This is a genomic window from Stenotrophomonas sp. STEN087, assembly GCF_056759115.1.
In genome coordinates this window covers 12,728-39,092 of record NZ_JBRRCR010000035.1, presented here as the reverse complement: position 1 = coordinate 39,092, position 26,365 = coordinate 12,728, and the positions used below count along the sequence as shown (strand labels likewise).

Here is a 26,365-nt window from a genome sequence, read left to right as displayed (position 1 = left end):
CACTTACCAGACCATGTCTAGTCGGCGCCACCACAAACCCCCCCCGCCCCGGCCAAACCCCAGGTCCCCAGGCTTTCAGCCCCACCACGGAGGGGCTCCGCCGTTCGCCGATCCCCCGCCGCAGGCGGCCTTTCGCGCTGCAACATGCCACCACGCAAACCTGCGCCATCATGGAACCCCGCCCCCGCCAGGACCGTGCCATGCAGCAGTACCTGCTCCTCATCTACATCGAACCCGCCCTGCTGCAGGCCCTGCCCAGCGACGAGTTCAATGCACTGATGCGCGACTGCCTCGCCCACGCCGATCAACTGCAGGCCGAAGGCACCCTGCTGGCCGCACAGAAACTGCAGCCGGTCGACACCGCCCAGACCCTGCGCGTGCGCGACGGCCACAGCCGCGTGCTCGATGGCCCCTTCGCCGAAACCCGCGAACTGCTGGCCGGCTTCAACCTCATCCGCGCCCGCGACCGCGACGAGGCCATGCGCATCGCCCGCGAATTCCCCTGGGCACGCTTCGGCAGCATCGAAGTGCGGCCGCTGGAAGACATGGACGCCGAGCGCGAACGCTGCGGCGCACCGGCCGCGGCTATGGCAGCAGCCGCACCCTGATCTCGCGCTTGCCGATGCCTTCATTGCCGCTGTAGTCGCGTGCACTGCCGCGGATGATGTACTCGCCCGGCGGCAGCGCCGCCGGCTGCCAGCGCCCGGTTTCCATCAGGCCATCGCGCACGGTGTTGGTCGCCAGGTAGCGGAAGCGGGTCACCGCGCTGCCATGCACGGTGATGCCGCTGTCCGGCGCATAGGCCACCTTCACCGCCTGCTTCTGCGGCGGCATGCGGTTGAACACGATGTTCCAGCGCGGCTGTTCGTAACCCTGCAGCGGTTGCCCGGCCGCGTCGAGGATCTGGTAGCCCACCTGGTACGGCCCCAACCGGCGGCGCGGCAGGTTGTTGTCCACCTGATCCCACGCTTCCACCACGATCTGCACGCCACGCCCCTGCCGGGCCAGCATCACCACGCCGTCGCTGCCTGCGGCCAGCGGCTGGTCGTTGTCATCCAGCAGGCCGACATCGGTGATGCGCGGCGCGAAGTGATCGGCGTAGCCGGTGAAGCCCAGCGCCACCGCATTGGTCTCGAAACCGCTGGTGCCCACCTGCAGGTGCACGTGCGCCTGGCTGTTGATGCTGCCCAGACGGTCGCCAACGTGGATGCGCGTGCCGCGCCGCACGCGGATGCGCTCCAGCTTGCCGTCCTCGCCGTACAGCGGCTGCCAGCGTGCATCGAACGGCTCACCGGCCGGGGTGCGGCCCACCCGCATGTGGATGTAGTTCAGGCGCCCCACCGCCAGCCCTTCGGCCTGGCCGCCCAGGCTCCACGCCGCGACAGGGCTGCTGATCTTGCCGTCAGCGATGGCCAGCACGGTCTGCCCCACGTCGCCACGCACGTCGAAGCCGCCGTGCAGGTGGTGGCGGCTCTCGCCGGTGAAGGTGCCGCGCACTTCGCCCAGCGTGCCGACCACTTCATGCCAACCCTGCTGCGGGGCCAGCGGCCAGCGCCCGCCGGTATCGGGCAGCGCGGCGTCTGCGGCGGGCCCGACCAGCGCCGGTGCCGGCAGCGCGCCCGCCGCCAGCGGCCGCACGCGGTGCACGCGGTAACCGGCGGCGTCGGCCACCAGCAGGCTGCCGTCATCCTCCACGGCCAAGCCGGTGGGGCGGGCCAGGCGCGGCAACCGGTCGTTGCCGAGCAGCGCGATCTGGTGGCCCTGCGGAGTCACCTGCACGATGCGCCCGCCGAAGTCGCCCACGTACAGCACGCCGTCGTGGGTCGTGGCCAGCGACAGCGGCCCATTGATGACGCCATCGTTGCCGACCACGGTGCTCACCGTGCCATCGGCACCGACGCGGCGCACCGCGTTGTTGAAGAAGTCGGCCACCAGCAGCGCACCGTGCGCATCGAAGGCCAGTGCCACCGGTGTATCGAAGCGGGCCTCGCCAGCCACCGCATCGGCGAAGCCGGGGCGATCGCCACCGGCCAGCGTGCGCACGTTGCCATCGGTACCGATCACCCGGATGCGGTCGTTCCAGGTATCGGCCACGAACACCTGGCCCTGCGCGTCCACGGCAATGCCCATCGGGCCATCGAAGCGCGCCTGCGCGGCCGGGCCATCGGCAAAGCCCTGCGTGCCGCCGGCCACGGTGGTCACCTGGCCATCGGTGCCGATGCGGCGGATCGCATGGTTGCCGGTGTCGGCCACGTACAGGTTGCCCTGCGCGTCGGCGGCAATGCCCGACGGCGTATTGAAGTGCGCCTGCAGGCCCGGCCCATCGGCCAGCCCCTCGCCCTGCCCGGCGAACGTCTCAACGCGTCCATCGGGAAGCCAGCGGCGGATGCGGTTGTTGTCGCCGGCATCGGTGAAGTACACGCTGCCATCGGCGGTGCGCAGCAGCGCATAGGGTTCGGCGAAGCGCGCCTGGGCCGAGGCACCGTCGCGGTCGCCGGGGTGGCCATCACCGGCCAGCGGCTCGATCTGCGCGGTCCAGGCCAGCGGCGTGGGCTGCGGGCCGGCGGGCGCGTCAGGTGCCTGCGCGGGGCGTTCCCACCAGGTGGCCGCAAGCGCGGCTGCCGTTGCCACCACCACTACCCCTACCGCCATCCATTGCCGCCGTGCCATCGCTCGCGTTCGCCCTGCCCTGAAAGAGGCCACGACGATAGACGCTGGCTGCAACGGCGTCGAGCGCGGCACTTGTAACGCTGCTGCAATCGGGCTTCAATCGGCGCACTCCATGGAAGGTGGCCTGCATGTCCCGTCCTGCGCTCGCTGTGCTGTTCGCCGCTGTACTGCTGGCCCCGGCGGCCACCTCGTGGGCACGCGGGAGCGCAGCCCCGCTTCCCGCAGCAGACACCGGGACCTCCATCGAGGCCCAGGCTGCGCACGCTGAGCGGCTGATGGACGATGGCCGTGTCCTGGAGGCGTCGCTGGCCCTGGATACCCTGCTCGCGGACCCACGCCTGGACTCGGCGCCAGTCGATGTGCGGGTACAGGCGCTGAGCGCCGCCGCGTATGCCGCCGGTGCCCTGCGCCAGTACCCGCTGGCCACCGAGCGCGCGCAGCGGGCCATCGCCCTGGCCCCGGATGCCGTGCTGCCGCTGTTCACCCTGAGCTCGATCGAAAGCGCACAGGGCCACGCAAAGCCAGCCGCCATGCTCATGGTGCGGGCCATCGGCCATGCGGTGGGACCGCTGCGGATTCCGCTGGATCACGTCGACCAGATGCAACGCGGCCTCATCCAGGCACCTACGGAACGTCGCGAGCTGCTGCAGGCCCTGTTCGACAACCACTGGCTGAGCGACGGCGACGAACCGTCCGACCTGTGGCTGATCCTGGCGGGACTGCAGCACGACGCCGGCAACGGCGATGCAGTGCGCGCGACGATTGCGCGCATTGATGGCCCGATGGAACTGATCCAGCTACGCAGCGACAAGCGCTTCGATGCCTACATCGATCGTGCCGATCCGCGTTTCAACCCGCGCATGGCCGCACAGCGCCAGCTCGATGCGCAGCGCGTGCGCGCCTCGCTCAACCAGGACGTGGATGCGAGCCTCGCCCGCCTCGCCGCTGCCGCGCTGATGCTGGGCGACAACGCGCAGGTAATGGCCATCACCGATGACACCGCCAAGGCCGTTGCCGAAGGCCTGCACTTCGTCGGCCCGCAGCTGAAGTGGGGGCCGGCGCTGCTGGCCAGCCGCGCCACCGCCCAGCACCGGCTGGGCCAGCCCGATGCCGCAGTGGATACCCTGCGCATTGCCGTACGGATGACCGAAGGCACGCCCCATGCCTCGGTGCAGCAGCTGAATCTCGGTCTGCTGCTTACAGCACTCGGCCGCTACGAGGAGGCACAGGCCGCCGTGGCCACAACCGCGCCGCTGACTGGCTACGCCACCGCCCAACGGCATTACATCCGCTTCATCGCCGCGCAGCAGAGGGGCGACAAGACCGCAGCCGCTGACGCCGCACGCGGCGTGTCCGAGCAGGGACCGGCGGCCGCCGACCTGCTCTACCAACTGCCACTGGCGGCAGGACGGATGAACGAAGCGACGGTCATGCTGATCGTGCAGCTGGAATCGGTGAAGCTGCGCAGCAGCGCGTTGCTGGCGTTGCAGGAGATGCGCAACGCGCCGACGCTGCCCGCCGACGCTGCCCTGCAGGCGCGCTGGCGCGAACTGGTGGCCCGGCCCGAAGTGCAGGCCGCCCTCGCCGAGGTGGGGCGCATTGATCGCTATGACCTGTTCGCCAGCGATCGCATCCGCTGAGCCTACTTCGCCGGTACTTCGCTGCGGATGCCCATCGCCTCGCGATAGCGCGTGTACAGCGCCATCACCTTGTCCACGTAGGCCAGGGTTTCGGCATACGGCGGCACGCCCCTGTAGCGGGTGACCGCGCCGATGCCGGCGTTGTAGGCGGCCGCTGACAGCGCGCGGTCGCCGTTGTAGCGGCGCAGCAGCGCACGCATGTAGCGGGCGCCGCCGTCGATGGACTGCTGCGGCGAGAACGGATCACGTACGCCGTATTCCAGCGCGGTCTCGGGCATCAGCTGCATCACGCCCTGCGCGCCCTTGCTGGAGACGGCCAGCGCATCGAAGTTGCTTTCGGCGTGGGCGATCGCGCGCAGCCAGGCGTCGTCGACGCCGGTGGCCTTGGCGGCCGCCTTGAACTGCCTGGCGTGCTGGGCCAGCTGCGGCTTGCCGACCTTGCCCAGGCCCTCGTGGGCGGGCTCACCGGGCGGGGTGGCGACGGTGAATTTCAGGAACACGCGCGAGCCGGGAAGGTTGCGGGTGGAATAGACGAGCACGCCGTCCTGTTCGCGTTCGTACAGCACGCCGCTGAAGACGCCCATGTTGCCCCACAGGTTGGGGGCCTGGATGGCGTTGTCGTCGATCTCCTTCGGCGTACAGCGCGAGCCGGGCTCCGGCGCAGTGGCGAGGCTGACTGTGTTGCCCTGCACGCAGCGGTAGACCGTGCGGGCGCTGGCCACGCCCGGCAGCAGCAACAGGGCAACGAGGGCGAGGCGGAGGGTCATGGCGGCCGGATGATCCGGCTGCGCCCGCTAATTCCGGGTGAATGGGGTGGGTTCTGGCAGGGCTGCGCCCTGCACCTGCCGAATCAACGTCAACGTCAACGTCAAAGGCAGAAGCTGGCTTTCCGTGGGATGGCGGGGTGGGTCCGGTGGCAGGGGACGCCGTGAACCCGTCCATGGGGGCTTGGTCGCCGCATCCATGCGGCTCACCCCCCTGCCACCGGACCCACCCCGCCTTCGACAGTTTCCTGCGAGCTGTCGGAACAGCAAGGGGTCGGATCCCGTTGCTGCGCAACGGGCTCCGACCCCCAAATCGGGGGTCGATGGCTTACTTCGCGTTCCTGCTCCGCAGCCAGTACCCCGCGCCCAGCAGCACGAACCACACCGGGCTGGCTACCAGCGCCTGGCGGGTGTCGGCCTGCAGGCTCAGCAGCACCAGCACGCCGGCGAAGAACACCAGGCACGCCCAGCACATGGCCACGCCACCGGGCATCTTGAAGATCGAGGCGGCATGGCGCTCCGGGTAGCGGCGGCGGTAGACCATGTAGGCCACCAGGATCAGCGACCAGACGAAGATGAAGAGCACTGTCGCCAGTGTCGTCACCAGCGTGAAGGCAGTCACCAGGTTCGGGATCAGGTAGATCAGCAGGGTGCCGCCCAGCAGGCACAGGCACGAGAACAGCAGGCCGCGGGCCGGCACCGCCGCGCGCGACAGGCGCGACAGGCCGCGCGGGGCGTGGCCCTCTTCGGCCAGGCCGTACAGCATGCGGCTGGTGGAGAAGATGCCGCTGTTGGCCGACGACGTGGCCGAGGTCAGCACCACGAAGTTGATCAGGCTGGCGGCAGCAGGAATGCCGGCCAGCACGAACAGCTGCACGAACGGGCTCTTGTCCGGCACCACCTGGCGCCACGGCGTCACCGCCATGATCGCCACCAGGGCCAGCACGTAGAAGATGATGATGCGCACCGGGATCGAGTTGATCGCCTTGGGCAGGTTGCGCTCCGGGTCGGCGGTTTCGGCGGCGGTGGTGCCCACCAGCTCGATGCCGACGAAGGCGAACACCGCAATCTGGAAGCCGGCGAAGAAGCCGACCAGGCCCATCGGGAACATGCCGCCGTCGTTCCACAGGTTGGACAGCGAAGCGGTATGCCCGCTGGGCGAAGTGAAGCCCCAGGCCACCAGGCCGGCACCGGTGATGATCAGCGCGCAGATGGCCAAGATCTTGATCAGCGCGAACCAGAACTCCATCTCGCCGAACAGCTTCACCGTCACCAGGTTCAGGCCCAGCAGCAGCATCACGCACAGCAGTGCCGGTATCCACGCCTGCAGTTCGGGGAACCAGAACTGCGCATAGGCCGCGATGGCGATGACATCGGCGATGGCGGTGACGATCCAGCAGAACCAGTACGTCCACCCGCAGAAGAACCCGGCCCAGGGCCCGAGCAGGTCGGTGGAGAAGTCGATGAAGGATTTGTACTGCAGGTTGGACAGCAGCAGCTCGCCCATCGCGCGCATCACGAAGAACAGCATCGCGCCGATGATGAGGTAGACGAACAGGATGGACGGACCGGCCAGGCTGATGGTCTTGCCCGACCCCATGAACAGGCCGGTACCGATGGCACCGCCGATGGCGATCAGTTGCAGGTGGCGGTTGGACAGGCTGCGGCGCAGGTGTTCGGGGGGCGTGGCGGGCTCGGTCATGGGCGCGGGAAGGGGCGGGTGAAGCCTCCGACGGTAGTCCTCTGCGGCGCCGAGCGCCAGCGCTGGAAGGGCTGAAAGCGTCAAATTGGAGGCGCACGCGTCCCAACCATTTCCCCCCGGGGCCGCAACATGCTCAGATAGCGCATCCGACCAAGGACTGGCCCGCCATGCGCAGCGCCCTGCCCCGCCCCCTGGAAAACCTGCCATGAGCCGCCTGGGCGTCATCATCGCCGCGACCCTGCTGGCGATCCTGGCGGCCGTCGTGCCGATCACCGCGATGGTCTACGCCACCTGGAACAGCGCGGTCGGCCTGGAACAGGAGCGCCTGCACGAGATCGCCGAGCGTGCCCTGCGCCGCGCTGACGTCTCCTACCAGGAATCGCTGGCCGTGCTGAAGGCCGCCGAAGCCTCGCGCCTGCCGCCCTGCAGCCCCGAGCACGTGCGGCGCATGCAGACGCTGGTGATGACCACGCCCTCGGTCGACCAGATGGGCTACTTCGAGGCGGGCAAGCTGCGTTGCACCTCCTGGGGCATGTTCGAGGGCGATGTCGGCACGCCCACTCCCGACCACGTCACCAGCGATGGCGCCGGCATCACGGTGGACGTACGCCCGCAGGCGAGCGACCACCGCAAGGTGCTGTCCATTCTGTACGGCTCCTACGACACGCTGGTCGACCCGCGCCGCTTCGTCGATGTCATCGCCGATCCGCAGGTGCGTTTGGCCCTGGCCAGCCCCGACGGCCGCCTGCTGTCCAAGCAGGACGGCATCAACCCGGACCTGCTGCTGCAGCAGCTGCGCCAGCCCGGCGAGGGCCTGGACGACGACACCCTGTACGCCACGGCCCGCAACAACGAGTGGCTGGCCATCGCCACCGGCCCGCGCACCGCCCTGGCCGCCACCTTCCGCCAGCAGGCCTGGCTGTTCGTGCCGGTGGGCCTGCTGCTGGCCGCTGCCGGCGCCGGCGTGGTGATCTGGCTGTCGCGCCGTCGCCTGTCGCTGCGCGGCGAACTGTCCATCGCCATCCGCCGCCGCGAGCTGTACCTGCACTACCAGCCCATCATCGAACTGGAGACCGGCATCTGCGTCGGCGCCGAAGCGCTGGTGCGCTGGCAGCGTCCGGATGGCACCCAGGTGCGCCCGGACATCTTCGTGCCGCTGGCCGAGGAGCACGGCCTGATCGCCGCACTCACCGACCTGGTGATCGAGAACGTGGTGTCGGACATGCGCGAACTGCTGGTGCATGACCGCAGCGCGCACATCGCCATCAACCTTGCGGCCGAGGACATCATCAGCGGTCGCGCGTTGAAGTCGATCACCCAGCGCATGGCCGGCAGCGGCATCCTGCCGCAGCAGATCTGGCTGGAAGCCACCGAGCGCGGTTTCCTCGATGCCGACCGCGCCCGCACCATGCTGGCCGCCGCACGCCGTGCCGGTCACAGCATCGCCATCGACGATTTCGGCGTGGGCTATTCCAGCCTGCAGTACCTGGAGCAGCTGCCGCTGGACGCGCTGAAGATCGACAAGTCGTTCGTCGATGCCATCGGCACCGAGAGCGCGACCAGCCCGGTTACCCCGCACATCATCGACATGGCCAAGGAGCTGGGCCTGTGGGTGGTGGCCGAGGGCGTGGAGACCGAACCGCAGCTGGCCTACCTGCACAGCCAGCAGGTGCAGTTCGGGCAGGGCTGGCTGTTCTCGCGGCCGCTGCCACGCGATGCGTTCATCGCCTTCCACCACCAGCGCCAGCAGCGCTACGGCACCGCGCGGGAGGACATGCAGAACCCGCGCAGCGTGCCGATCGAGCGGGCCGCCGCGGAAGAATGACGGCCAACGGCGGAGCCCCTCGTGGTGGGGCGGCCGTAATCCGAGGGTTGGCCGGGCGGATAGGCTGCGCAGGGAACGCTGCAAGTCCCCCTCCGGGGCCCGGCCCAGCCGCTGGCGGCTGTGCGTTCGGTCGCTCGCGAAGCAGTGCTTCGCAAGCAAAGCGCCCTCACCCCTGTAAGCAAGGCAAACGCGGGTCGCTGCGCTCACTGGATCGCAGCGACGCCCGCTCTCAGTAGATCCACGCCATGCGTGGATGACGCAGCCCTGGTAGTGCCGGCCGCTGGCCGGCATCCCCATGCAATGGCCGCTACCCCCAGGCCTTCGGCCTCGCACACAACCACGCCGCACACACCGCCAGCAGCAGCAACGGCAACCACGCCAGCTGCCCGGCCCCCACCGACTGCAGCACCACGCCGCCGGCCATGCCACCGGCGGCAATCGCCAGGTTCCAGCCGGTCACCAGCATCGACTGCGCCAGGTCCGCCGCCGCGCCCGCACGCCGCGCCACCGCGGTCTGGAACAGCGTCGGCACCGCGCCAAACGCTACGCCCCACAGCACGCTGGCCAGCAGCAGCACCTGCGGCACACCCGGCCACAGCAGCAGCGCCAGCACCGCCAGCACGAAGCCAGCCACGGCCGCCCACACCAGCGCGCGCAGATGGCGATCCACGCCCCAGCCGGCAATGCCGATGCCGGCGACGGCCGCCACGCCAAACGCCAGCAGCACGCGGTCCAGCCAATGCTGCGCGTTGGCCAGGATCGCCAGCGGCTCGATGTAGGTGTAGAGCACGTTGTGCGCCAGCACGTACAGCGCCATCACCAGCAGCGTGCTGCGTACCCCGGGCAGCCGCCAGACGCGGCCCAGCGGCGTGCGCTGGCCGCCACCGGCCGCCGGCAGCGCAGGCACCGCCCAGCGCACCCAGCCCAGCAGCAGCACCGCCAGCAGGGCCATCAGCCCGAACGCCCAGCGCCAGCCGATCTGCTGGCCCAGCAGCGTGCCCGCCGGCACCCCCAGCGACAGCGCCAACGGTGAACCCACCATCGCCACCGCGATCGCACGCCCCTGCAGTTCGGGCACCACCAGGCGCGCCGCATAGCCGGCCACCAGCGACCACAGCAGGCCCGCACCCACGCCGGCCAGGAAGCGCACCACCAGCAGCAGCGTGTAGTTGCTGGTCACCGCGGTCAGCGCATTGACCACCACGAAGCCGGCAATCGCCGCCAACAACAAAGGCCGACGCGGCAGCCGCTGGGTCAGCGCGGTCATCGGCAGCGCCGCCAGCACCGAGCCCAGCGCGTACACGCTCACCAGCTGCCCCACCGCCGCATCGCTCACGCCCAGGCTCTGCCCCATCGGCCGCAGCACGCCGGCCGGCAGGGTTTCGGTCAGCAGGGTGATGAAGCTGCCACCGGCCAGCGCCAGCAGGCCATTCCACGGCAGACGCGTAGCCTCGCCCGCAGGCGACGACGCATCGACCGCATGCCCGCTCATCGCACCGCCTCCAGATCGCGGTACACCGCATCGCGCAGCTCATCGACGAAGGCGCCGTGCATGCCTTCGTACAGCGTGTTGGTGAGGGCCACCACGCTGAGGCCACGCGCGGGATCGACGAACCAGCTGTGGCCATAGGCGCCGCCCCAGCGCCACGTGCCCACGCTTTGCGGCGCGCCCGAAGCAGATGCATCACGCAGCACCGCAAAGCCCAGGCCGAAGCCCCAGCCCGGCGGATCGGGCGGTCCGTCTTCGCCCGCCTGCAAGCCTCCCATCTCAGCGGCCAGTTCCGGCGGCAGCAGCGCAGACGCCTGCACATCGCGAAGCGCTTCCAGCACGGTCATCACCTCGTCGGCGCTGCCGACCAGCCCTGCACCGGCCGAGGCGTAGCGACTGGCGTCGGTGGCGCGTGCCAGGCTGTATTCGATGCCCACCGTGCCGTCGAAGGGCGCGACGACCTCGCCTTCCTGCAGCCGGTGCGGCTGCGGCGCATCGCTCACATAGGGCGTCGCCAGGCGCGCGCCCTGCGCGGTACTGAAGCCGGTATCACGCAGGCCCAGCGGCTGCGCCAGCTCGCGATCAAACAACTGCTGCAGCGTCTGTCCGCTCGCGGCTTCGGCCACGGCACCGGCCACATCCACGCCCAGCGAATACAGCCACTGGCTGCCCGGCGCGAACAGCAGCGGCACCTGGCCGATGCGCTGCACGTTGTCCTGCAGGCTCAGCGGGTTCGCGTCCATGCCATCGCTGACGCCCGCACGCGCATACGGCCCCTGCGCGTCCGCTTCCAGGAAGCGATAGCCGAGGCCGCTGGTGTGGCTCAGCAGCTGCCGCAGGCTGATCGGCGGCACGCTGCCATCGGCCAGCACCGGGCGGAAGGTCGGCAGCCAGCGCTGCACGGGTGCATCAAGATCGAGCACGCCGTCGCCCACCAAGCGCAGGATCACGGCGGTCAGCAGCGGCTTGCTCACCGAGGCCAGGCGGAACAGCTGGTCGCGCTGCATCGGCGTGCCCGCCTCGCGGTCGGCAAGACCGGTGGCGCTCGCGTGGCGCAGCACACCGTGCTCGCGCACCAGCACCACCGCACCCACCAGGCGCTGCGGGTGGGCCTGCTGCAGCACGTGGGCCACGCCGGGCAACGTGGGCGTGGGTTCGTCGACAGGAAGAGCGTTCATGGGGCAATCCTTTGGGGGAGGGTCGCCACGTTAGGCAGCCTGCGCCGCGGCAAAAAGCGGGTCAGCGCTCCGTGCTTCGTGGACCCCCAGGTCCGCAATCGGCGGCCTGCGCGGACTGCCATGGCGCACCGGCCTTGCACCGCAGTGTTGCAACGGCCCGCTGGCCGCCCGCTGCAACTGGCCCTACCCTGCGGTTTTCCCGCCGCGCTTCCGCATGTCCGTCCTCGACAATCTCGCCAACCTGCAGACCTTCGTGCATGCAGCCGACACCCGCAGCTTCGTCGAGACCGGCCGCCTGCAGGGCATCTCCGCGTCGGCTGCCGGCAAGTGCGTGGCGCGGCTGGAACACGCGCTGGGCGTGCGCCTGTTCCATCGCAGCACGCGCAGCATCACCCTCACCGCCGAGGGCCAGCTGTTCCTGGCGCGCTGCCGCCGCATCCTCGCCGAGCGCGATGCCGCACGCACCGAACTGGCCCAGCCGCACGCCGCACCCAGCGGCACCCTGCGCATCAGCCTGCCGCTGGTGGGCGACCTGACCCTGCCGCTGCTGGCCGATTTCATGGCCGCTTACCCGGACATCCGCCTCGATCTCGATTTCAGCGACCGCCTGGTCGATGTCATCGAAGAAGGTTTCGACGCGGTACTGCGCGTGGGCGAACCCAGCGATTCGCGGATGAATGCCCGGCGCCTGGGCGTGTTCCCGCGGCGCATCGTCGCCTCACCGGCCTACCTGCAGCGGCGCGGCGTGCCCAAGGCGCCGGCCGACCTGCTGCAGCACACGCTGCTGCACTACAAGTTCCCCAGCAGCGGCAAGCTGGAACCGTGGCCGATCCAGTGGCCGGACGAACAGGCAGCACAGGAACTGCCCGTGCACATGGTCGCCAACACCATCGAAGCGCGGGTGGAACTGGCCCTGCGCGATATCGGCCTGGCCTTCGTGCCGGTGCACTCGGTGCGTGATGCCATCGCCGATGGCCGCCTGGTCACCGTGCTGGACGAGCACGTGCATTCCTGCGGCACCTTCCACCTGCTGTGGCCCTCCGGCCGCCATGTGCTGCCCAAGCTGCGGGTGTTCATCGATTTCATCGGCGCGCGGCTGGATACCGTCCCGTAACCCAGTAGATCCACGCCATGCGTGGATGACGGGTGCATCGCCACCGCGACCATTCAGCCATCAGCGCTATAATCCCCGCTCATTCCTCCAAGAGGCTCGCGACCAATGCGCCAGTGATGCCGCCGTCTTTCCACTAGACGGCCCGACTCTTCCCGCCCCTGTGCGCAGGGGAGAACCAGGCATCCCATGGAGGTCGCATGACCACGCATTCCCTCGCGCTCGATCGCGTGTCCTATCGGTTGGCCGATGGCCGATCGCTGTTTTCCGAACTCTCGTTTTCCTTTGAACCGGTGGCCACCGGCCTGGTCGGCGCCAACGGCACCGGCAAGAGCGTGCTCGCGCGCCTGCTGGCCGGGCAACTGACGCCCGACAGCGGCCAGGTGCGCGGCAGCGGCTGGGTCTTCCTGCTGCCCACGCCCGGCTACCCGCCACGCGGCACCGTGGGCGAACTGGCCGGCGTCGGCGCTGAACTGGCCGCGCTGGAACGCATCGAAGCCGGCAGCATCGACGAGGCCGACTTCGCCTGCATCGGTGATCGCTGGGACCTGCGCGAACGCCTGCAGCAGCAATGGCGTGCCCTCGGCCTGCCCGATGATCTGCAGCCCACGCAGCCGGCCGCGCGCCTCAGCGGTGGCCAGGCCATGCGCGTTGCATTGTCCGGCGCATGGGCCAGCGGCGCCGACTGGCTCATCCTCGACGAGCCCAGCAACCACCTGGATGCACGCAACCGCCAGCAGCTGTACCAGCAGCTGCAGCAGTGGCCGGGCGGGCTGCTGGTGATCAGCCACGACCGCGAGCTGCTGGCCCACATGCAGCAGATCGTGGAACTGGATGCGCACGGGCTGCACCGCTATGGCGGGCCGTGGCAACACTACGCCGAGGCACGCGCCGCCGAGCGCGATGCCGCCGCCGCGCAGCTTGACCATGCCCGCGCGCAGCACCGCCAGCAGCAGCGCAGCGCGCGCGAGCAGCACGAGCGCCAGCAACAGCGGCAGGCGCGCGGCAACCGCGATGCGAAACAGGCCAACCAGGCGCCGATCCTGCTGGGCGGTCAGAAGCAGCGTGCCGAGGCCACCCAAGGCCGTGCGCGGCAGATCCAGGCCGACCGCCTGCAGGCCAGCGCCCAGCAGCTGCGAAGTGCCGCTGCCGCCGTGCAGGCGGCGCCCGAACTTGCACTGTTCGCCAGCGAAGGCGAGCGTGGCAGCGCGCGGCTGCTGCAGGCCCACGACCTGGTGTTGCCGCATGGCTGCAGCGCACCGTTGCAGCTGGATATCCGCCGTGGCCAGCGCATTGCCGTGGTCGGTGACAACGGCAGCGGCAAGTCCACCCTGCTGCGCGTGCTGGCGGGCCAGAGGGATGCGCGCGCGGGCGAGGTGCAGCGGCATGCACCGCTCGCCCTGCTGGACCAGCAGCTGCTGGCACTGGCCGGCGATCGCAGCATCCTCGATACGGTGCAGTCGGCCAATCCCACGGCCGACCCCGCCGAGCTGCGCACGCGGCTGGCCCTGCTGGGGCTGGACGCACAGCGCATCCAGCGGCCGGCGAGCAGCCTCAGCGATGGCGAGCGGGTGAAGGGCGCGCTGGCCAGCGTGCTCTATGCGCAGCCGGCACCGCAGCTGTTGCTGCTGGACGAGCCCGGCAACGCACTGGACCTGACCGCGCTGCAGGCACTGGAGTCACTGCTGGGTGCGTGGGAAGGTGGCTTGGTGATGGTGAGCCATGACACCCACCTGCTGCGCGCATTGCGGCCGACGCAGGTGCTGCAGGTGGGGGCTGATGGCTGGCAGTGGCGCGACGCAGACCCGGGGTCGGATCCCTTTTGCGAAGCAAAAGGGCTCTGACCCCGGCCCGATGACCCCGCCATCCACGCATGGCGTGGATCTACCGGTCCGGGTGTACCGTTGCCCTCAGCGCTTCCACACCGGAAACGCCTGCGGCAACTGCTGCCACAACAACGGCCCCGCGCGCAGTTCACTGTCGTTGAGCAGGCACGCATCCAACGTCGCGCGCACCGCACGCTCATCCATGTGCACGCCAATCACCACCAGCTCCTGTCGACGGTCACCCCACAGCGGATGCCACAGACGCGCCATCGCCGCATGCGCATCCCCATCGGGGAATTCCTCCAACCCCGGCAACGGCGCGCTCCAGCAGTCCGCCTGCTGCCGCGCCCAGCCCAGGTCGCTGTACGGCAGCGGCGTCGGCGGCAGCAGCGGCGTCGTGTCCTCTTCGCCGGCACGCACGCGCTCGCGCGCCGCATACCAGACGCCAGCCGCCTGCGTCCGCGTCGCCGCGCCCACGCTGCTCAGTTCGCCCACCCAGTCCATGCGGTTGGCCAGCCAGAACCAGCCCTTGCTGCGGATTACCCCAGGCATGCCCTCCTGCAGCGCGCGGGCGAAACGGCCCGGATGGAACGGCCGGCGCGAGCGATAGACGAAACTGCCGATGCCGTATTCCTCGGTCTCCGGCGTGTGCTCGCCACGCAGTTCCTTCACCCAGCCCGGCGCCTGCTGCGCGCGGTCGAAATCGAAGCGACCGGTGTCCAGCAGCTCGCGCAGCGGCACATCGCCAAATGACGACAGTAGGAGCTTGGCATCACGGTTCAGGCCACGCAGCACCGCCAGCGTGTCCTGCAGCACGTCCTCATCGGTCTGGTCGACCTTGCTCACCACGATCACGTCGGCAAACTCCACCTGCTCGCACAGCAGGTCGACCACACCGCGGTCGTCGTCCGGGCCGGCCTGCTGGCCACGCTCGGCCAGGCGCAGGGTCGAACCGAAGTCGGCCAGGAACGCGCTGCCATCGACCACGGTCACCATCGTGTCCAGCCGCGCGATGTCGCTCAGGCTGAAGTCGTGTTCGTCGCGCACCGCGAAGGTCGCCGCCACCGGCATGGGCTCGCCGATGCCGGTCGATTCGATCAGCAGGTAGTCATAGCGACCGGCGTCGGCCAGGCGTCGTACTTCCTGCAGCAGGTCGTCGCGCAGGGTGCAGCAGATGCAGCCGTTGCTGAACTCGACCAGCGTTTCCTCGGTGCGGCGCAGCTCGGCGCCCCCATCGCGCAGCAGCTGCGCATCGATGTTGACCTCGCTCATGTCGTTGACGATGACCGCCACGCGCAGGCCGTCGCGGTTGCGCAGGATCTGGTTGAGCAGGGTGGTCTTGCCGGCGCCAAGGAAGCCGGACAGCACGGTGACCGGCAGGCGGCGGTCGGCGCGGGAAACAGGGTTCATGCGGGGCGGAGGGCTGCGGATGGAAATGTTACTATATAACATTAAGCGGGCACGACGCTGCGGCGGGGTTGCCGGCCAGCGGCCGGCACTACCGGTTCATTTGCCGTAGCGGCGCAGCAGCTCCACCAGCACTTCGGCCTCGGCGGCCCGCTGCTGCGGGTCCTCGGCGCCCACCACGTGTTCCTGCAGGTGCTCGTGCAGCAGCTCCATCAGCAGGCTGTGGGCAGCGCCGCGCACGGCCGCCACCTGCACCAGCACGTCCGCGCAGTCGCCCGCCGCGCCCTCGGGGCGGTCCAGTGCCTGTTCCAGCGCTGCCACCTGGCCGCCGATGCGGCGCACCCGGGTCAGCAGTTGTTTCCGGTTCTTGTGTACATGTGCCATGGCCGTATCCTATACCCTATGGGGGTATCCTTCCACTCACGAATGCCCCCCATGCACCTGGACGCCCTCGCCGCCTCCCGCCGCCACGACCACCGGTTCGACGACGGCAATCCGCTGGCCGAACGCAATACCCGCCGCGCCATGTGGCTCACCGTCAGCATGATGTTCATCGAGATCTTCGGTGGCTGGTGGTTCAACTCCATGGCCGTGCTGGCCGATGGCTGGCACATGAGTTCGCACGCCCTGGCGCTCGGCCTCTCGGTGTTCGCCTACCGCTGCGCGCGGCGCTATGCGCACGACCCGCGCTTTGCCTTCGGCACCTGGAAGATCGAGATCCTGGCCGGCTACACCAGTGCCATCGCCCTGCTCGGCGTGGCCGCCCTGATGGCCGTGCAGTCGCTGCAGCGCCTGTGGGTACCGGCGCCCATCCACTACGACGAGGCCATCCTCATCGCCGTGGTCGGCCTGGGCGTGAACCTGCTGTGCGCCTGGTGGCTGCACGACAGCCCGGGCCACGCCCACCCTCATCACGGGCACGGGCACGGGCACGGGCACGGCCATGCGCATGGCCACGACCATGGCCACCATGACCACGATCACTCCCATGGGCATGCGCATGGCCACGCGCACGGGCATGACCTCAACCTGCGCTCGGCCTACATGCACGTGCTGGCCGACGCCGCGACCTCGGTGCTGGCCATCGTCGCCCTGCTGGGCGGCAAGCTGTGGGGTGCCGCCTGGCTGGACCCGGTAATGGGCCTGGTCGGTGCGGTGCTGGTGACGGTCTGGGCGGTCGGCCTGCTGCGCGACAGCGGTCGCGTGCTGCTGGATGCGCAGATGGATGCGCCGGTGGTGGCTGAAGTGCGCGAAGTGATCGAACAGGGCCCGTGGCCGGCGCGCCTGGCCGATCTGCACGTATGGCAGGTGGGCCGCGGCAAGTACGCGGTGGCTGCCAGCGTGGTTACCAGCGATGCCGACCTGGATGCCGACCAGCTGCGCAAGGCGCTGGCCGTGCACGAGGAACTGGTGCATGTGACGCTGGAGATCCATCGCACGGCGTGAGGGTGCGGGTTTGCCGGCCAGCGGCCGGCACTACCGTTCAGAGCTTCAACAGCATCCGCAGCAGGTACAGCTTCAACGGCAGCGCGCTCAACACCGCGCCGCCGATGCCCAGCCACGCGTAGCGCTCGTCTCGTGCCCGTGCCGCCACGGCCAGGCCCAGCCCGACCACGGCCGAGGCCAGCACGCCCACGCTCAGCCCGGCCGCCGGTGCGCTGCCGCCGAAGGCCAGCGCCGCCAGCCAGCCTGCGCCCCATCCGGCCAGCAGCCCCAGCCAGCTCGCCAACCCGCACCACGGTGCCTTGCCCTGTGCCATCGCAGTTCCCTGGTTCTTGCCGATTATCGGTACGGGCAGGCCCCGCCCTCGCCCTACACTAGCCGCACCTGCCCCGTCGGGACATCCCATGCACGCGCTGCGCCTGCTGTTGCCCGGTGTCCTCCTGCTGCTGGCCGCCTGCTCCGGCGGCACCCAGCTGCCGTTCTCCTCCGATCCCCTGCAGGGCTGCTTCACCACCAGCACGCGCAAGCCCGCCGAGTTCCGCATCGACAAGGAAGGCGGCCAGTACTTCGTCTCCTTCGAGCGCGACGGCCACTGGCAGCGCGAACCCAACGCGCTCAGCCAGGCCAGCCGCAGCGACATCGCCCGCTACTTCCGCGACGATGCCGAGCAGATCGACAGCGCGCTCCTCCGCCGCGCCGGAGGCTTCGGCCTGTTCCACACCACGCGCGGTGCCTCGATGAAGGCAAAGGCCAGTGACAGCGACTACATGGCCCTGCTGCTGATCGGCGCCGGGCCGGTGTATGCGGTGAAGTGCGACTGATCTGCAACTTTCCTGATGGCGTAGCGCCGCAGCACATGCGAGGCTGGCCACTTTGGGGGCCTCACCATGCTTTTGTCGCTGCTGCTCGCCGTGGTGCAGGTCATCACCACCGGTGCCTATGACGAGGTACGCCAGGCCGACGATGGCCGCACCCTGATACTGCGCACCATCGATTGGGACACCGACGATGGGGAGCGCACCCGGGTCACGGTGCACTGGCAGCTGCCGGACGACGGCAGCATGCTGTATGAGTACTCGCGGCAGCCGCCAGCGACGCAGGCCGTGCATCGCCGCGCCTGCGCACTGCGGGACGCCGAGCCCTCCAGCGGCGTCAGCTTCCTGGCCGGTGAGGGCACCACCCACGGTTTTGCCTGCAGCAGCACCCCATAGCGCAGGCCCGCCCCCATGCAGGGCTCACGGCCGGTCGGGTACCATGCCCTCCCCCGCCCAGCCCCGGTACCCGCCGTGCCCCATTACACCGGCCCCCTGCTCACCCGCGACAGCGCCGACACCCTGCGCCGCGCGCACGACAAAGGCGCTGCCGACTGGCAGGGCTCGCTCGACCTGGGCCGCAGCGAGGAAACGGTCGGTCTGGACGCCGAGGGCTTCAGCTTCCGCGGCCAGCACTACCCGTGGCCGGGCAAGCTGAAGGACCGCACGCTGTACTACTGGGACGGCGAGGACTTCGCCTCGATCTCGCGCTTCAGCGGCTCGCTCATCAAGCTGGTGCCCACCGAATGGGGCGCGCCCACCTTCGAGATCGACGGCATCAAGATGCTGCCGACCTCCAAGCTCTCGCCGTTCGAAGACGCGCGCCGCAAGGTCGAGCTGGTCGCCCCGGCCGGCAAGTCCATCCTCGATACCTGTGGTGGCCTCGGCTACTTCGCCGCCTGCGCGCTGGAAGCCGGCGTCGGCCAGATCCGTTCGTTCGAGAAGAACGCCGACGTGATGTGGCTGCGTACGCTCAATCCGTGGTCGCCCGATCCGGACTCCGCTGCTGCCGGTGGCCGCCTGCACTTCGGCCAGGGTGATGTCTCGCAGCAGATCGAACAGGTCGCCAGCAACAGCGTCGATGCCATCCTGCACGACCCGCCGCGCTTCGGTATCGCCGGTGAGCTGTATTCGCAGGCGTTCTACGATCACCTGGCCCGCGTCATCCGCAAGGGCGGCCGCCTGTTCCACTACACCGGTGCGCCCAACAAGCTGACCAGCGGCCGCGACGTGCCACGCGAAGTAGCCAAGCGCCTGGAAAAGGCCGGCTTCAAGGCCGAGCTGGCGCTGGACGGCGTGCTGGCCGTCAAGCGCTGACGCACCCGCGCTGGCCTACTCGTAATTCACCTTGGCCAGCGCCTTCACCCACTGCTGCACCTCCGGCTCCGTGCCGTAGTACTCCTTCGGCTTCTTTTCGGCCATCGCCCAACGGTGCAGCCAGCTGGGGCCATAGCGCCCGTCATAGCCCTCGGTACCACGCGCATACGCCGGGTCGCGCACCGCCTCCTCCAGCGAAACAAAGCGGTAACCACGCCGCTTGGTCGCGGCCATCAGCTCGGCGAAGGTCGCGGCGTTCAGTTCGTTGGCATGCATCAGCCACACCTGCGGCAGCGCGTAGCCCAGCAGCGCCTGCGACTGCTGTTCGTAGTAGTCCAGCTTGTTCAGCATGTACGGCACATAGCCCTTGCGCAGGCGCGCCAGCGTCGCCTCGCGTTCGGGTGAATCCGGCTGCTCGTTCATCACGTTGGCGTAGGCGAAGGCCCACACCCACTCGCCGTTGTCGACGGTCACCGGCGCGATGCGGTAGCCGTGCTGGGCGAAGAACGTGTCCATCACCGCGCGATCCTGCGGCGTGCGGCCGGCGCGCAGGTAGGGGTGGCGCATCCACTGCGGCACCTGGCCACGCTCGGCCAGCAACGGCTTCAGCACTTCTTCGCCGCGCAGGAAATCCTGCTGGAAGGCGGCCACGCCCTTGGCGTTCAGATCCATGTGCGACCAGGTGTGGTTGCCCAGCTCATAGCCGGCATCGCGCCAGTCGCGCAGCATCTGCACGCGCGCCGGCTGCACCACGCCGTCCACTTCCAGCTTGTTGCCGTTGACGAAGCCGACCACCGGCACACCGGCCTGGTGCAGCTGCGCCATCAAGGCCTCGTGGCGCGCCTGCAGGTCGACCGGCACGATCTCGTCCAGACGCGCCCACGGCAGGTCATCGATGGTCACCGCGATACGGCGGTCCACTTCACCCGCCTGCGCCACCAGCGAGAGCAGCAGCAGAGGCACGGCACGCAGCAACGAACGCATCGGCAGATCCTTGTTCCGGCAGGAACGGCCACTCTACCTGCGCGTGGCCCGATGCAGCCAGTCGCCTCGACCGGCGCCGCTTCAGCCCGCGATATAGCGCGGCGGTACGTGCGCGGTCAGCCACACACCGTTGGCCGACTGGTAGAAGCTGAGGCCATCGGCATGCATGCGCCCCGCATCCACACTTAGGATCACCGGTGTGCCCCGACGCGAGCCGACCTGGAAGGCGGTGGCGCGGTCCGGCGACAAGTGCACATGCTGGCGCTCACCCGGGCGCAGGCCCTCGCTGGCAATCGCTTCGAGGAAGCGCGGCACGGTGCCGTGGTACAGCCACGGCGGCGGCTCCAGCGCCGTCAGGCCCAGGTCCACCGCGATCGAGTGGCCCTGGCTGGCGCGGATACGCTGGCCGTCGTCGCTGATCGCAAAGCGCTGCTTGTCGTTGTCCTGCACCAGCTGATGCAGGGCCTCGCGGTCCAGCCGCACGCCATGCGCGGGCAGGCGCGCCAGCAGGTCATCGATGTCGGCCCATCCCTGCGCATCCAGCGGCAGGCCGATCTTATGCGGTTCATGCCGCAGTACCAGGCTCAGGAACTTGCTGGCCCGTACGAATGAAATATCCTTTTCCATCGGCATAGCGTGACGCACGCGGGCCACTTACGCCAGCACCCACGCACGTGCTTACTCCGCCGCAGGAATCGGCAGCGCGCGCCACAGCCACACGCCAATCACCGTCGCGGCCAGCAGCACGCCGCACAGCACGATGGCCAGCGCATCCGGCGCCTGCGGCACCAGCAGACCGGCATCGGACAACATCTGCGGCAGCGTGCGGTGCGCGGGCAGCATCGCCGTCGCCTCCCGCGCCACAGGCTCGGCCATGCACACCGTCGGCAGCGCGCTCACCAGCCCCGCCCACACCTGCTCGTACAGGCGCAGCAGCAGCACGGCCAGCGCACTGGCCAGCAGATGCAGGCCCAGCAGCCCCCAGACACTGCGCCGATGCAGGCCCTGCACCTGCTGCAGCCAATGCAGGCTGACCACCACCGTGCCCAGCAGCGAGCACAGCAGCGCACTCACCACCACCCAGCACACCGGCTGCCAGTCATCCAACGCACCGGCGCGGGCCAGCAGATGCTCGGCCGCCTGCATGCGCGCCATCGGGTCACCGCCACCGCAGGACAGCAGCAGCGGCAGCTCGATGGGTTCCAGCAACAGATCCAGGCGGTGGTGGAAGTAGCCCACCGCCAGCGCCACCGATGCCAGCGCCAGGCCGTGCAGCAGGAACAGCATCAGTCCCGCGCCAAAGAAGCGCCTGAGGCGGGCGGTCGTAGGCGTCATGCAGTGCATCCCGGCAAAGGTTGCGCATCCTAGCGATGCCACGCCGCGCTGTCGGCAGGCAGATGCGACACCGTCGGGTGGATGCGCGATCATGGGCGGCCATGGAGACGCGCACAGGAGTGCCGCCAGTGCTGGAGCTGTACCTGTTCGTGCGCCTTGCCCTGCCACTGCTGGTGGCTGCAGGTGTGGGCTGGCTGGTCGCCCGCGTCATCAGCACGCGTCTTTCGCGTCTACCCCCGCGCGAAGTGCCACTGCCCGAACACAGCCTGCTGCCCAGCCCCGCGGCGCAGCGCCGCTACCGGCGCCTGCGCAAGCGCCGCCCCAACCTGCGCAGCATCACGCTGCAGCCAAAGACTCCGCGCAGCTGGATCGCTGTTGCCGCCGTAGTGCTTGTCGGCAGCGTGGTTGCGTGCACGCTGCTGCTGCCCAACGGCGCGCGTTTCCAGGTGATGGTGGAGAGCCTGCGCGGCTACCCGGCCACCGTCATCGACGTGCAGGTACCGGCCGCCCGGCAGGAGGCGCTGCTGCAGGCGTGGGCACCGGTGCTGCAGCAGACCGCACGGCCCATCGTCATGCGCTACCGCGCGGCGCGCACGGCAGGCATGACCGAGGTACATGACGTGCTGCCGGTGCAGGTACGTCGGCGCGGGCCCGTGCTGCAGATCGCCACTGCGCAGCCGGTGGATTCCAACGCACTACGCGAGGCCCTGCAGGACTGCATGCCGCTGCCACCGGCGACAATCAACATGCACGAACGCAACGTGGCGCCCTGGCGCGAAGCCGCTTGGCAACCCATGGCGCCAGCACGCGCGGCTGAGTGATGGCTCAGCCGCGCGGCAGTTTCGCCGCCCACATGTTGTCGACCAGGTTCGGGTAGCGCCGCCCGTTCTCCTCTGCGCGTTGCCGCGCGGCGGCCTTCTGCGCATCCGAGAGGGGCTGCTTCTTCTGCCCCTTCGGGTTGGGCTTCTTCCACGGGGGCGTGCGTACGGTGGCCATGGCGGCAGTATGCCCGTGCCGGCTTACTTCTTCAGGAAGTTCAGCAGCGCCAGGTTGAAGTCATCGGCGTGGCTGGTATTGCAGCCATGCGGTGCGCCCTTCAGGATCACGATCTCGCTGCCCGACACCGCGCGATGGGTGCGCTCGCCCGAGCCCTCGAACGGCACGATGGCATCGCTGTCGCCATGCAGCACCAGGGTCGGCACGCTCACCTTCTTCAGGTCACCGCGGAAGTCCGTCGTGGCAAAGGCCTTCATGCAACCCAGCGCGGCGGTCTGGTCGGACTGGTGGCACAGCGCGATGGCTGCCTGGCGCTCGTCCTCGGTCACCATCAGCTTACCGTTGGCACTGAAGAAATCGCGGGTGAAGCCATCGAAGAACGCCTCGCGGTCCTTTTCCAGACCGCCGCGCATCTCGTCGGCCTTTTGCTGGGTGAGCGGGCCTTCGGGGTTGTCCAGGCTCTGCAGCAGGTACGGCGGCACCGCAGCCGCAAACACCACACTGTGCAGGCGGCCCTCGCCGTGGTTGGCCACGTAACGCGCCACCTCGCCACCGCCCATCGAGAAACCGACCAGGGTGACGTCCTTCAGATCGCGCTCTTCGATCACCGCGGACAGGTCGGCGGCCAGGGTGTCGTAGTCATAGCCGGACGACGGCTTTTCCGAGCGGCCGAACCCGCGTCGGTCGTAGCTGATCACGCGGTAGCCGGCATCACGCAGGATCGGCACCTGGGCCTTCCACGCTTCGGCCGACAGCGGCCAGCCATGGATGAGGATGACCGGGCGGCCGGTACCGCCGGTGTCTTCAACGTGCAGACGGATGGAGGGGGCAGTCATGGCAGCTCCTGTGGGGAAGGAGTGACCGAGGTTAGGCAGGCGCAGCGGTGATTGCCGTGAGGAAACAGGCGTAGGCCGTGACATCGCGTGCACAAGCAGCGCGCAGAGCTTGCCGTCGGTAGATGCCAACCTTGGTTGGCATGGTGCGCCAGCGACCGGTTCGTGCCAACCAAGGTTGGCAGCTACCCGGAGCGGCGCACCCGGGTCAGCATCCAGCAGCCATAGCGGCGCGCGAAGGTGTAACGGCCTTCCCCCTCAAACGCCACCTGCTGGCCACCCTCCGGCAACGGCGTAATAGCAGGCGTAGCCCGCAGGCTGGCCGCACGCAGGCGCCTCAGCCTGGCCGGCCCCGCCTCCCGGCTCAGTTCGGTGATGGCCTCGCCCTCGCCACTGGCGCCGTACGCCGGTGCCTCGTAGTCCAGCGAATCGCTGGTGTAGCGCACGCGCACGCGGTCATCGGCCAGGTCAGTGAAATAGCGCAGGAACTGTGCGAAATCCTGCGAAGGACAACTCGGATCGGCCGAATCCGTCGGCGGGCCTTGCGCCGCGTCCTGCGCCGCCACGCCCTGGCTGCAGGCCATCAGCACCGCCGCCAGCCAGGGCGCCAGCGTCCTGCCCTGCTGTTTCATCCCCATTGCCCCCAACCCGCCTTCGTCCATTCATGGTCATCACGGACGCCATCCCCTGCGTCCCCCGCCCTACAGGCTAGCAACAAAGGCATTTCCGGCGCAGCCGCCGACCGTTCTACACTTGGTGCCCCCACGCGCGGCCGCACGGAGCACAGCGATGACCCCTGACCATCCCGAATACAGCCTCCACCAGCAGATCCGCCAGGGTGTGGCGGCGCTGGACGAGAAGCACGGCCGTGCCTTCGACACGACCAGCGAGAACATGACCGCCAGCCTCACCGTGAAGGCGCGCGAACAGGGCCTGGAACGTGCCGACCATGTGGTGGTCAGCAACGCCACCGCGCAGCATCCGGCCGGCCACAACATCTTCGTGGTGCAGGGTGACCCGGCCAATCCGGCCCACCTGCGCGCCATGCTGCCCACCGCCGAAGCCGCACAGACCCCGGCCGAACAGTCGCTGCAGAAACTGGGCATCGCCCCGCAGCAGCCGGCCATGGGCCTGCAGCCGGAACAGCAGGTGCGCGAGCAGGAACAGCAGCAGAACCCGGCGCACCGCCTGGGCTGATCGCAACCCTGTAGAGCCGAGCCCACGCTAGGCTCAAGCTGTCAGCCAACGCGCACGCCTACACCATGCGCGGCCCGGACTGCTCCTGCACCTGGCGTTGCTGCTGATCTTCCTGGGTGCGTACCTGCGCCGCCTGCGTCAGCTGTTCGGCACGTTCGAACGAAGCATCCGCCGGCGTCTGCGCCGCCACCGAGGTGGCCATGCTGGCACGCAGGTGCGCGGGATCGTTGCGCTCGCCCTGCACGATGAAGATGTTCTGCGCCGCATCGGCCTGCGCGGTGCGTTCACTCAGCAACACATGGTCGACCCGGGTGATGTCGTTGGCCTTGGCCAGCGCGTAGAGGCTGGCGCTGACGTTTTCGCTGGTGGCATCAGGCGTGCGGCCCGCCTCTGCATCCAGCCGGGCTACACCCTGGTTGATCTGTGAGAGGAGCGGGTCGTTGCTGTGGCGGGCATCCGTGCTTCCCGACGCTACCGCGCGTTCGGGTGAAAGCGTCGGTGCTTCGTTTTCCGAGAACATTTTCTGGCGCCAGTTCTGCTCGGGCATCTCGTTGAAGTGTTCGGTGTTCAGATCGCTGTCCGGGAACGGCGGTTTGATCATCTGGATCGGCTTGACATTGTAGATAGGCTTGACGTCACCCTCGAAATCCTTGACGCCGAGAATCTTCGAGTCATGGATGCCTGCATGCTTCATCGCAGCCCACGCGAAGTCCGTGCAGCTGTTGGTGAACATCTCGTACTTCTTGGAAAAGCCATACTTCTCAGGGTCCTTGGCAAACTCCTGGATCCGGTCGAACTGATCTTTGCTGATCTCGATCGTCCTGGAGTAGTACGGATCCTGGTAGGTCGATACGTCAGAGTCCACGATGGTCCCTGGCACCGATACGTCATGCCACTGGCGCTGGTAGCCCACAGGCGCCGCTCCCGGTTGAAACCCATGGCTGAGCCGTTTATCGCCTTCGCCGGTCTCCAGGTACATGTGTCCCGAAAGCGACCGCTCCGTGCTATCGGCCAGTCGCGTTCCCGGCGCGGCCACGTAGATGGTCAGGGTATGTCGTGCGTCCTTGTCCATTACTTTGAGCTCCCCATGTAGCCAACCAACAGTTCAACGTTCATGTTCTTCAGTTCCGGCCGATCCTCGGGCAGCTCGATCGAAAGCCTGTAGTGGCCTGGTTTTGCCTCTGGAAGGAAAGCCAGACCCAACGATCCGTAATGCAGTGCCGGGGAAATAAGCCCGGCCGCCTGAAGCGGCCCAGATGCAGGACTGATCGCTATCGCTTGCGGCACCAACCCATTTGCATCGAGCGGCACCCTTTTACGACTGACGGCGTCGTAGCGGGTCAACGACAGCGGGGCCGCGTCAGCGCCATCGGTCCGGGACAGCCGCACTTTGGCCATCAGATCGTAGCCATTGAGCAACCACAGCGCCTTGTCGGCGGCCTCTTCGTCTCCGGCAACCCGCACGCCTATCAGCAACTGGGGAGCAAGACCTGCTTCAGCTGGCGGCAGTTCGAACTCCAGATCCACCACCTGCCCTGCCTTGTCCAGCGCAATCGGACGTGTGAGCGGCACAACCGTCCGTGCGGCGGCCTCGTCCGCGGTCAGCACCTTCGGTGCGGGTTCTGGCGGCGGCGCGGTGCAGCCCAGCAGCATCAACAGGCCCATGGCCATTACGGCCACGCGCAGGCGGGACAAAGCGGGGTTGGGCATCACGACGTCCATGGGTGCGGTAATCACTCCTTCGAGGCCGTGCCAGCGAGTGGCCGGGCCGATGTCAGCATCTTCGCATGGGCCCGTGAACGCGCCTGAAGGGCATACCTGAAGGGTGACCGGGGC

Annotated in this window: 27 protein-coding genes; 11 read left to right on the top strand and 16 right to left on the bottom strand. The window is 68.9% G+C overall.

Going from position 1 to position 26,365, the window contains the following annotated elements:
- Window positions 1-200 precede the first annotated feature (200 nt).
- A complete protein-coding gene (locus tag ACVOK1_RS11445) occupies window positions 201-608 on the top strand; it encodes a YciI family protein (RefSeq protein ID WP_164074709.1) in 408 nt (135 codons plus the stop codon).
- Here ACVOK1_RS11445 and ACVOK1_RS11440 read toward each other — a convergent pair.
- A complete protein-coding gene (locus tag ACVOK1_RS11440) occupies window positions 586-2,670 on the bottom strand; it encodes a gluconolaconase (protein WP_481562124.1) in 2,085 nt (694 codons plus the stop codon). The genes ACVOK1_RS11445 and ACVOK1_RS11440 overlap by 23 nt on opposite strands.
- Before the next feature lie 128 nt (window positions 2,671-2,798).
- Here ACVOK1_RS11440 and ACVOK1_RS11435 point away from each other — a divergent pair, with 128 nt between their 5' ends.
- On the top strand, window positions 2,799-4,310 hold the full coding sequence (locus tag ACVOK1_RS11435; protein ID WP_159097465.1) for a hypothetical protein: 1,512 nt from the start codon (window positions 2,799-2,801) through the stop codon (window positions 4,308-4,310).
- A gap of 2 nt (window positions 4,311-4,312) precedes the next feature.
- Here the strand turns inward: ACVOK1_RS11435 and ACVOK1_RS11430 are convergent, their stop codons facing one another.
- Together ACVOK1_RS11430 and cycA are read right to left on the bottom strand one after the other, a co-directional pair.
- On the bottom strand, window positions 4,313-5,077 hold the full coding sequence (locus ACVOK1_RS11430) for a lytic transglycosylase domain-containing protein (RefSeq protein ID WP_481562123.1): 765 nt from the start codon (window positions 5,075-5,077) through the stop codon (window positions 4,313-4,315).
- 325 nt (window positions 5,078-5,402) lie between these two features.
- Window positions 5,403-6,776, bottom strand: coding sequence for a D-serine/D-alanine/glycine transporter (gene cycA / locus ACVOK1_RS11425; RefSeq protein WP_481562122.1), 1,374 nt, complete (start codon window positions 6,774-6,776; stop codon window positions 5,403-5,405).
- Window positions 6,777-6,981: 205 nt separating this feature from the next.
- On the opposite strand from cycA, the gene ACVOK1_RS11420 reads away from it, so the two are divergent.
- On the top strand, window positions 6,982-8,601 hold the full coding sequence (locus ACVOK1_RS11420; protein WP_481562121.1) for an EAL domain-containing protein: 1,620 nt from the start codon (window positions 6,982-6,984) through the stop codon (window positions 8,599-8,601).
- A gap of 307 nt (window positions 8,602-8,908) precedes the next feature.
- On the opposite strand, the gene ACVOK1_RS11415 is transcribed toward ACVOK1_RS11420, so the two are convergent.
- The gene (locus ACVOK1_RS11415; RefSeq protein WP_481562120.1) at window positions 8,909-10,093 is read right to left on the bottom strand and encodes an MFS transporter; all 1,185 of its coding nucleotides are present in this window, start codon (window positions 10,091-10,093) and stop codon (window positions 8,909-8,911) included.
- Window positions 10,090-11,268: a serine hydrolase domain-containing protein gene (locus tag ACVOK1_RS11410; RefSeq protein WP_481562119.1), complete on the bottom strand. Its 1,179-nt coding sequence runs from the start codon at window positions 11,266-11,268 to the stop codon at window positions 10,090-10,092. The genes ACVOK1_RS11415 and ACVOK1_RS11410 overlap by 4 nt, the downstream gene beginning before the upstream one ends.
- Before the next feature lie 214 nt (window positions 11,269-11,482).
- Here ACVOK1_RS11410 and ACVOK1_RS11405 point away from each other — a divergent pair, with 214 nt between their 5' ends.
- Both ACVOK1_RS11405 and ACVOK1_RS11400 read left to right on the top strand, forming a co-directional pair.
- Window positions 11,483-12,382: a LysR family transcriptional regulator gene (locus ACVOK1_RS11405; RefSeq protein WP_164074701.1), complete on the top strand. Its 900-nt coding sequence runs from the start codon at window positions 11,483-11,485 to the stop codon at window positions 12,380-12,382.
- A gap of 197 nt (window positions 12,383-12,579) precedes the next feature.
- The gene (locus tag ACVOK1_RS11400) at window positions 12,580-14,223 is read left to right on the top strand and encodes an ATP-binding cassette domain-containing protein (RefSeq protein WP_481562118.1); all 1,644 of its coding nucleotides are present in this window, start codon (window positions 12,580-12,582) and stop codon (window positions 14,221-14,223) included.
- Window positions 14,224-14,289: 66 nt separating this feature from the next.
- Here ACVOK1_RS11400 and ACVOK1_RS11395 read toward each other — a convergent pair whose 3' ends face one another.
- Both ACVOK1_RS11395 and ACVOK1_RS11390 read right to left on the bottom strand, forming a co-directional pair.
- Entirely contained in the window at window positions 14,290-15,615 is a 1,326-nt protein-coding gene (locus ACVOK1_RS11395) for a GTP-binding protein (protein WP_481562117.1), read from the bottom strand.
- 96 nt (window positions 15,616-15,711) lie between these two features.
- On the bottom strand, window positions 15,712-15,996 hold the full coding sequence (locus ACVOK1_RS11390; protein WP_481562116.1) for a metal-sensing transcriptional repressor: 285 nt from the start codon (window positions 15,994-15,996) through the stop codon (window positions 15,712-15,714).
- A gap of 51 nt (window positions 15,997-16,047) precedes the next feature.
- Between ACVOK1_RS11390 and dmeF the strand changes: the two genes are divergently transcribed.
- Entirely contained in the window at window positions 16,048-17,058 is a 1,011-nt protein-coding gene (gene dmeF / locus ACVOK1_RS11385; RefSeq protein WP_481562115.1) for a CDF family Co(II)/Ni(II) efflux transporter DmeF, read from the top strand.
- A gap of 37 nt (window positions 17,059-17,095) precedes the next feature.
- On the opposite strand, the gene ACVOK1_RS11380 is transcribed toward dmeF, so the two are convergent.
- Entirely contained in the window at window positions 17,096-17,371 is a 276-nt protein-coding gene (locus ACVOK1_RS11380; RefSeq protein WP_108767564.1) for a hypothetical protein, read from the bottom strand.
- 88 nt (window positions 17,372-17,459) lie between these two features.
- Here ACVOK1_RS11380 and ACVOK1_RS11375 point away from each other — a divergent pair, with 88 nt between their 5' ends.
- The 3 genes from ACVOK1_RS11375 (at window position 17,460) to ACVOK1_RS11365 (ending at window position 19,184) form a co-directional block, all read left to right on the top strand.
- Window positions 17,460-17,876, top strand: a complete 417-nt coding sequence (locus ACVOK1_RS11375) for a hypothetical protein (RefSeq protein WP_481562114.1) — start codon at window positions 17,460-17,462, stop codon at window positions 17,874-17,876.
- Between the two features lie 66 nt (window positions 17,877-17,942).
- A complete protein-coding gene (locus tag ACVOK1_RS11370) occupies window positions 17,943-18,266 on the top strand; it encodes a hypothetical protein (protein WP_481562113.1) in 324 nt (107 codons plus the stop codon).
- Window positions 18,267-18,281: 15 nt separating this feature from the next.
- Complete coding sequence (locus ACVOK1_RS11365; protein WP_174213533.1) at window positions 18,282-19,184, top strand: MnmC family methyltransferase; 903 nt, start codon at window positions 18,282-18,284, stop codon at window positions 19,182-19,184.
- Window positions 19,185-19,199: 15 nt separating this feature from the next.
- On the opposite strand, the gene ACVOK1_RS11360 is transcribed toward ACVOK1_RS11365, so the two are convergent.
- The 3 genes from ACVOK1_RS11360 to ACVOK1_RS11350 form a co-directional block, all read right to left on the bottom strand.
- Complete coding sequence (locus ACVOK1_RS11360; protein ID WP_481562112.1) at window positions 19,200-20,168, bottom strand: polysaccharide deacetylase family protein; 969 nt, start codon at window positions 20,166-20,168, stop codon at window positions 19,200-19,202.
- Window positions 20,169-20,249: 81 nt separating this feature from the next.
- Complete coding sequence (locus ACVOK1_RS11355; RefSeq protein WP_481562111.1) at window positions 20,250-20,795, bottom strand: RNA 2'-phosphotransferase; 546 nt, start codon at window positions 20,793-20,795, stop codon at window positions 20,250-20,252.
- A gap of 51 nt (window positions 20,796-20,846) precedes the next feature.
- On the bottom strand, window positions 20,847-21,503 hold the full coding sequence (locus ACVOK1_RS11350; protein ID WP_481562110.1) for a hypothetical protein: 657 nt from the start codon (window positions 21,501-21,503) through the stop codon (window positions 20,847-20,849).
- A gap of 128 nt (window positions 21,504-21,631) precedes the next feature.
- On the opposite strand from ACVOK1_RS11350, the gene ACVOK1_RS11345 reads away from it, so the two are divergent.
- The gene (locus tag ACVOK1_RS11345) at window positions 21,632-22,324 is read left to right on the top strand and encodes a hypothetical protein (protein WP_481562109.1); all 693 of its coding nucleotides are present in this window, start codon (window positions 21,632-21,634) and stop codon (window positions 22,322-22,324) included.
- Between the two features lie 4 nt (window positions 22,325-22,328).
- Here ACVOK1_RS11345 and ACVOK1_RS11340 read toward each other — a convergent pair whose 3' ends face one another.
- The 3 genes from ACVOK1_RS11340 to ACVOK1_RS11330 form a co-directional block, all read right to left on the bottom strand.
- Window positions 22,329-22,499, bottom strand: a complete 171-nt coding sequence (locus tag ACVOK1_RS11340) for a hypothetical protein (protein WP_165835693.1) — start codon at window positions 22,497-22,499, stop codon at window positions 22,329-22,331.
- 23 nt (window positions 22,500-22,522) lie between these two features.
- Complete coding sequence (locus ACVOK1_RS11335; protein ID WP_481562108.1) at window positions 22,523-23,335, bottom strand: alpha/beta fold hydrolase; 813 nt, start codon at window positions 23,333-23,335, stop codon at window positions 22,523-22,525.
- Window positions 23,336-23,517: 182 nt separating this feature from the next.
- Window positions 23,518-23,970, bottom strand: a complete 453-nt coding sequence (locus tag ACVOK1_RS11330; protein ID WP_481562107.1) for a hypothetical protein — start codon at window positions 23,968-23,970, stop codon at window positions 23,518-23,520.
- Window positions 23,971-24,121: 151 nt separating this feature from the next.
- Here ACVOK1_RS11330 and ACVOK1_RS11325 point away from each other — a divergent pair, with 151 nt between their 5' ends.
- Window positions 24,122-24,529, top strand: coding sequence for an XVIPCD domain-containing protein (locus ACVOK1_RS11325; RefSeq protein ID WP_481562106.1), 408 nt, complete (start codon window positions 24,122-24,124; stop codon window positions 24,527-24,529).
- Between the two features lie 58 nt (window positions 24,530-24,587).
- Here the strand turns inward: ACVOK1_RS11325 and ACVOK1_RS11320 are convergent, their stop codons facing one another.
- Together ACVOK1_RS11320 and ACVOK1_RS11315 are read right to left on the bottom strand one after the other, a co-directional pair.
- A complete protein-coding gene (locus ACVOK1_RS11320; protein WP_481562105.1) occupies window positions 24,588-25,601 on the bottom strand; it encodes an XVIPCD domain-containing protein in 1,014 nt (337 codons plus the stop codon).
- A complete protein-coding gene (locus ACVOK1_RS11315) occupies window positions 25,601-26,251 on the bottom strand; it encodes a hypothetical protein (protein ID WP_481562104.1) in 651 nt (216 codons plus the stop codon). The genes ACVOK1_RS11320 and ACVOK1_RS11315 overlap by 1 nt, the downstream gene beginning before the upstream one ends.
- Window positions 26,252-26,365 lie beyond the last annotated feature (114 nt).